The organism is Rhizobium sp. 01N447_2, from assembly GCF_056399245.1.
On sequence record NZ_JBFTQY010000151.1, the window covers coordinates 1 to 4,241 of the forward strand.

Below are 4,241 nucleotides of genomic sequence, written 5' to 3' on the forward strand. Positions count from 1 at the left end.
GACTATCAGTCCGTCGATTGTCAAGCCGTGAATATGCGTTTGTTATGGGATGGACGTTCGACAAACCATCGGCTGGAATCTCAGACGACTTCGTGTGGCCAAAGGTCTCTCTCAGGAAAGACTGGCTCTCGAGGCCGAGATCGACCGCTCGTATGTCGGACGGGTCGAGAGAGGCATGGAAAATGTCACCGTCGCAACGCTCGAGGCGTTTGCGAGGGTTCTTTCGGTGAACGTTTCAGCTTTATTCGCAGAAATTGATCCACGCGCTCCCAAGCCCAAGCCTCTTCGGTCAGGCAGAAAACAAAAGGAACCCGGCAGGTGAATGGTGGAGCGTTTTCGTCCGTCTGGGCACCTTCAGCTTGGCCGCCTTGAAGGGTTCGAACTCGTGACCATCCTGTTGGCCTTAATACGCAGCAAGGTTCGACGGTTTGAATGGCTGGCTGGCGAGGGCGTCACCTTCGGATGGAACGCTGCCCTGACTACAAAACTCGATCTTTGACAAACGGCATTCAAAGGCAACTGACATCGGAGCCCCGASCGCTGGCAGCGTTGAATTTGCTGTCAATGACCGCCCTGCGCCTCTGAGTTGGGTCATCTGACGAAATGAGGTCTGAAGACCTTGGTATCGAGAAAGTCGACAAACGAGCGACCGAAGTCGCTAAGACGCGGCACTTCGGGACGGTATCGCCGCCCCCTTGCTCCGCTACGCAATCCATGCGTCTATTTAAGCTTTGAGGGGTGAGCTTCAACGTCATGGCATCACGCACGAAGATAGCCGCTTCGCGGCAGTTCGGAGCCGGGGTCGACCTCCATCCCCAAGGGACAACGGAAGACTTGAGGATGAGTGTTTTGCGCAAGAATTCAACTCGGGTTGGCCCCGGCTATCCACAGGTCGTTGTGCTTGTCGGCGCAACGGGCGATCTCTCACGGCGCAAGCTACTGACCGGGCTGTTCCACCTCACCAATGCGGGCTTCATCCCAGGGTGCCGCATTATCGGCGTCTCGCTCGACGACATCGACGCGGATGCCTTCCGCACCATCGCCCGTGACTCGCTGGACAAGTTCTTGACTCGCAAGTTCTCGCAGTCCGAATGGGAAGCGTTTGCCGCATCGCTCGACTATGTCCCGCTCGCAGCAGGCGCCAATGCTCTCAAGGAAGCGGTCGACAGGGCCGAGGAAGCACTGGGCGCCGAGACGCGGCGCGTGCATTATTTATCCGTGCCACCAAGTGCCGCCCTTCTGGCCGTGCAACTCCTTGCCCAGGCTGAGCTGACTGAACGCTCGCGTATCATTATGGAAAAGCCCTTCGGCACGGACCTTGCCAGTGCCGTTGCACTGAACAAGAAGCTGCACGAGGTGTTCGACGAGAAGCAGATCTTCCGCATCGACCATTTCCTCGGCAAGGAGCCGGCGCAAAACATCCTGGCCTTCCGATTTGCCAATGGCCTGTTCGAACCAATCTGGAACCGCAACTTCATCGACCATGTGCAGATCGACGTCCCGGAGACGCTCGGCCTTTCCACTCGCGCCGCCTTTTACGAGACCACCGGCGCCTATCGTGACATGGTGGTGACCCACCTCTTCCAGATCCTCGCCTTCATGGCGATGGAGCCGCCCACTGCTCTTGAGCCTGCGCCAATCTCGGAAGAGAAGAACAAGGTGTTCCGCTCCATGTTGCCGATTGAGCCGCGCGACGTGGTGCGCGGTCAATACATTGGCTACCGTAATGAGCCTGGTGTCGATCCCGAAAGCGACACTGACACCTTCATCGCCCTAAAATGCGCCATCGACAACTGGCGCTGGGCCGGAGTGCCCTTCTACCTGCGTACAGGCAAGCGCATGGCCGAGGGGCAGCGCATTATTTCGATCGCATTCCGCGAGCCCCCGAAATCGATGTTCCCTGCGGGATCTGGCGTGGGGGCACAGGGCCCTGACCACCTCACCTTCGACCTCGCTGATGCCTCCAAGGTCTCGCTTTCCTTCTATGGCAAGCGCCCTGGCCCGGGCTTCCGGCTCGACAAGCTCTCGCTGCAATTCGCCATGAGCGAAACCGGCCTGATTGGCGAAGTTCTGGAGGCTTATGAGCGTCTGATCCTCGACGCCATGCGCGGTGACCACACGCTGTTCACTACGGCCGAGGGTATTGAGCGGCTCTGGGAGGTTTCCCAATCTCTCCTCGATAACCCGCCGCCCGTACGCCTCTACGACCAGGGCGGCTGGGGGCCGAAGTCGATCCACCAACTCATTGCCCCCCACGCCTGGCGCCTGCCGTTCGAGCGCGCCTGGAGGGATGCGGCAAAAGGGTGATTGACGGTCAAAAGTTGGATCGATGCCGGCGGTCGGAATGGCGCCGACCAATTGCGAACAATCCMAATAAAATGACGTTGGCAGAGACGTGCAGGAAACCGAGCTTCGACCGCTAATGCTCAGTTCCGAAGTGGCATTGGTGCGTGGACCTGCATTTGTGCAGATTTCGGTCTTTTGATACATCGTTTATTTCGTCGCCGCCGTCGGTACCTTGCAGCGAACGGATTTCGGGCGTCAGGAGGCGGGTGTTCGGTTCAGTATTGCAGCCGATCACAGCCCCTGTTTGCTGAGCGGCGAACGAGCTATGCAACCCGCTGCAACGTCGTCCTGAGGGATATGTCTTTGAACAACCGCGATATGAGGCGCGGTCGCAATCCTTGCCTCTCATCGATGAGGAGGAATGACATCCTCTTTATCTCGATCGTGATCACGCCTGCATTGTCATGACGACGATAATTCCCGGAATCCATCGCATGGAATCCATTTTCCACCGCCCAGGCGGCTATCATATCCGCGTTCATCAAGGTCCTACTTCAGGAGATGCGGACGTGCTGTCTCTAGCTGTCCCGGATCGTGTCCCAGGACGTGGTGTAGCAAGGTAGCGGTGGTCACCAGTGTTTTTCCGGTAGGGTCGGGTTGTTCAAGACCAACCTGATRGAAAGACYACCGATGACCGACGATATGATGRACSTGCGCTCGCTTGTTGAGAAGAGTGCCGACGCMGATTTGYTRCGYGAGATGATCGGCTTTGCKGCCGAGMRGCTGATGGCGCTGGAGGTCGGGACGAAGACCGGGGCGGGCTACGGCGAGAAGAATGGCTTTCGACTTGCCCAGCGCAACGGCTATCGCGACCGGGATTGGGAGACACGGGCGGGCACCGTCGAGCTGCGAATTCCCAAGCTTCGCACAGGCAGCTATTTCCCGAGCTTTCTCGAACCACGCCGCATGGCGGAGAAGGCTCTGACGGCCGTGATCCAGGAAGCCTACATTCAGGGAGTTTCGACCCGATCCGTCGACGACCTGGTCAAGGCCATGGGCATGTCGGGCATCTCCAAGAGCCAGGTCTCAAGGCTTTGCGAGGAGATCGACGACAAGGTGAAGGCATTCCTCGACCGGCCGATTGAAGGTGAATGGCCCTATCTCTGGATCGACGCGACCTACCTCAAGGTTCGTCGCGGCGGGCGCATCGTCTCTGTCGCCGTCATCATTGCGGTGGGCGTCAACACCGACGGCCGACGCGAGGTGCTCGGCATGGAAATCGGCACGTCCGAGGCTGAGGCGATCTGGACGGAATTCCTTCGCAAGCTGACAAGACGGGGCCTGCGCGGCGCCAAGCTCGTCGTCTCCGATGCGCACGAGGGCATCAAGGCAGCCGTATCGAAGGTGCTTTCCGCCACCTGGCAGCGCTGCAGGGTCCACTTCATGCGCAATGCCTTGGCCCATGCTGGAAAGAGCGGACGCCGCGTCGTCTCCGCATTTATCGCCACCGCCTTTGCCCAGGATACGCCCGAGGCGGCAAGCATCCAATGGCGCAATGTCGCCGACCAGATCAGGCCGAAGGTGCCGAAGCTTGCAACCCTCATGGACAGCGCCGAGCAGGACGTGCTCGCCTACATGACCTTTCCCAAGGCGCACTGGACCAAGTTGCACTCGACCAACCCTATCGAGCGATTGAACGGCGAGATCAAGCGACGGACAGAGGTGGTCGGCATCTTCCCCAACGATGACGCCATCGTGCGCCTGGTCGGGGCGCTGCTGCTCGAACAGAACGATGAATGGGCCGTCCAGCGATCCCGCTACATGACACTTGAGACAATCGCCACTATGAGCGATGATCCGCTCATCAGCCTGCCAGCGGCAAGCTGATCCATTCCCGGCTCTGTCCGGAAGGCACGGCGAGCGCCGAAGCTACACCACTCCATGGGACACGATCC

Annotated in this window: 5 protein-coding genes; 4 read left to right on the forward strand and 1 reads right to left on the reverse strand. The window is 59.2% G+C overall.

What is annotated here, in order from left to right; translation table 11 throughout:
- Positions 1 to 49: 49 nt before the first annotated feature.
- The 3 genes from AC1ECN_RS38280 to zwf all read left to right on the forward strand — a co-directional run bounded on the left by AC1ECN_RS38280 (position 50) and on the right by zwf (position 2,307).
- Positions 50 to 322: a helix-turn-helix domain-containing protein gene (locus AC1ECN_RS38280; RefSeq protein WP_011649322.1), complete on the forward strand. Its 273-nt coding sequence runs from the start codon at positions 50 to 52 to the stop codon at positions 320 to 322.
- Positions 323 to 499: a hypothetical protein gene (locus AC1ECN_RS38285; RefSeq protein ID WP_164567186.1), complete on the forward strand. Its 177-nt coding sequence runs from the start codon at positions 323 to 325 to the stop codon at positions 497 to 499.
- Positions 500 to 840: 341 nt separating this feature from the next.
- A complete protein-coding gene (gene zwf / locus AC1ECN_RS38290; RefSeq protein WP_018480207.1) occupies positions 841 to 2,307 on the forward strand; it encodes a glucose-6-phosphate dehydrogenase in 1,467 nt (488 codons plus the stop codon).
- A 302-nt stretch (positions 2,308 to 2,609) separates the two neighbouring features.
- On the opposite strand, the gene AC1ECN_RS38295 is transcribed toward zwf, so the two are convergent.
- On the reverse strand, positions 2,610 to 2,828 hold the full coding sequence (locus AC1ECN_RS38295; RefSeq protein WP_130725988.1) for a hypothetical protein: 219 nt from the start codon (positions 2,826 to 2,828) through the stop codon (positions 2,610 to 2,612).
- A 148-nt stretch (positions 2,829 to 2,976) separates the two neighbouring features.
- Between AC1ECN_RS38295 and AC1ECN_RS38300 the strand changes: the two genes are divergently transcribed.
- Positions 2,977 to 4,173 carry an IS256 family transposase gene (locus tag AC1ECN_RS38300; RefSeq protein WP_477956017.1) on the forward strand — a complete coding sequence of 399 codons (1,197 nt, stop codon included), beginning with the start codon at positions 2,977 to 2,979 and terminating at the stop codon, positions 4,171 to 4,173.
- The last annotated feature ends 68 nt before the right edge of the window (positions 4,174 to 4,241 follow it).

What these genes read in the sequence shown, in the direction of transcription:
- AC1ECN_RS38280 (WP_011649322.1), top strand. Translation starts at nt 50, where the DNA reads ATGGACGTTCGACAAACCATCGGCTGGAATCTCAGACGACTTCGTGTG.
- AC1ECN_RS38285 (WP_164567186.1), top strand. Translation starts at nt 323, where the DNA reads ATGGTGGAGCGTTTTCGTCCGTCTGGGCACCTTCAGCTTGGCCGCCTT.
- AC1ECN_RS38295 (WP_130725988.1), bottom strand. Translation starts at nt 2,828, where the DNA reads ATGAACGCGGATATGATAGCCGCCTGGGCGGTGGAAAATGGATTCCAT.
- zwf (WP_018480207.1), top strand. Translation starts at nt 841, where the DNA reads ATGAGTGTTTTGCGCAAGAATTCAACTCGGGTTGGCCCCGGCTATCCA.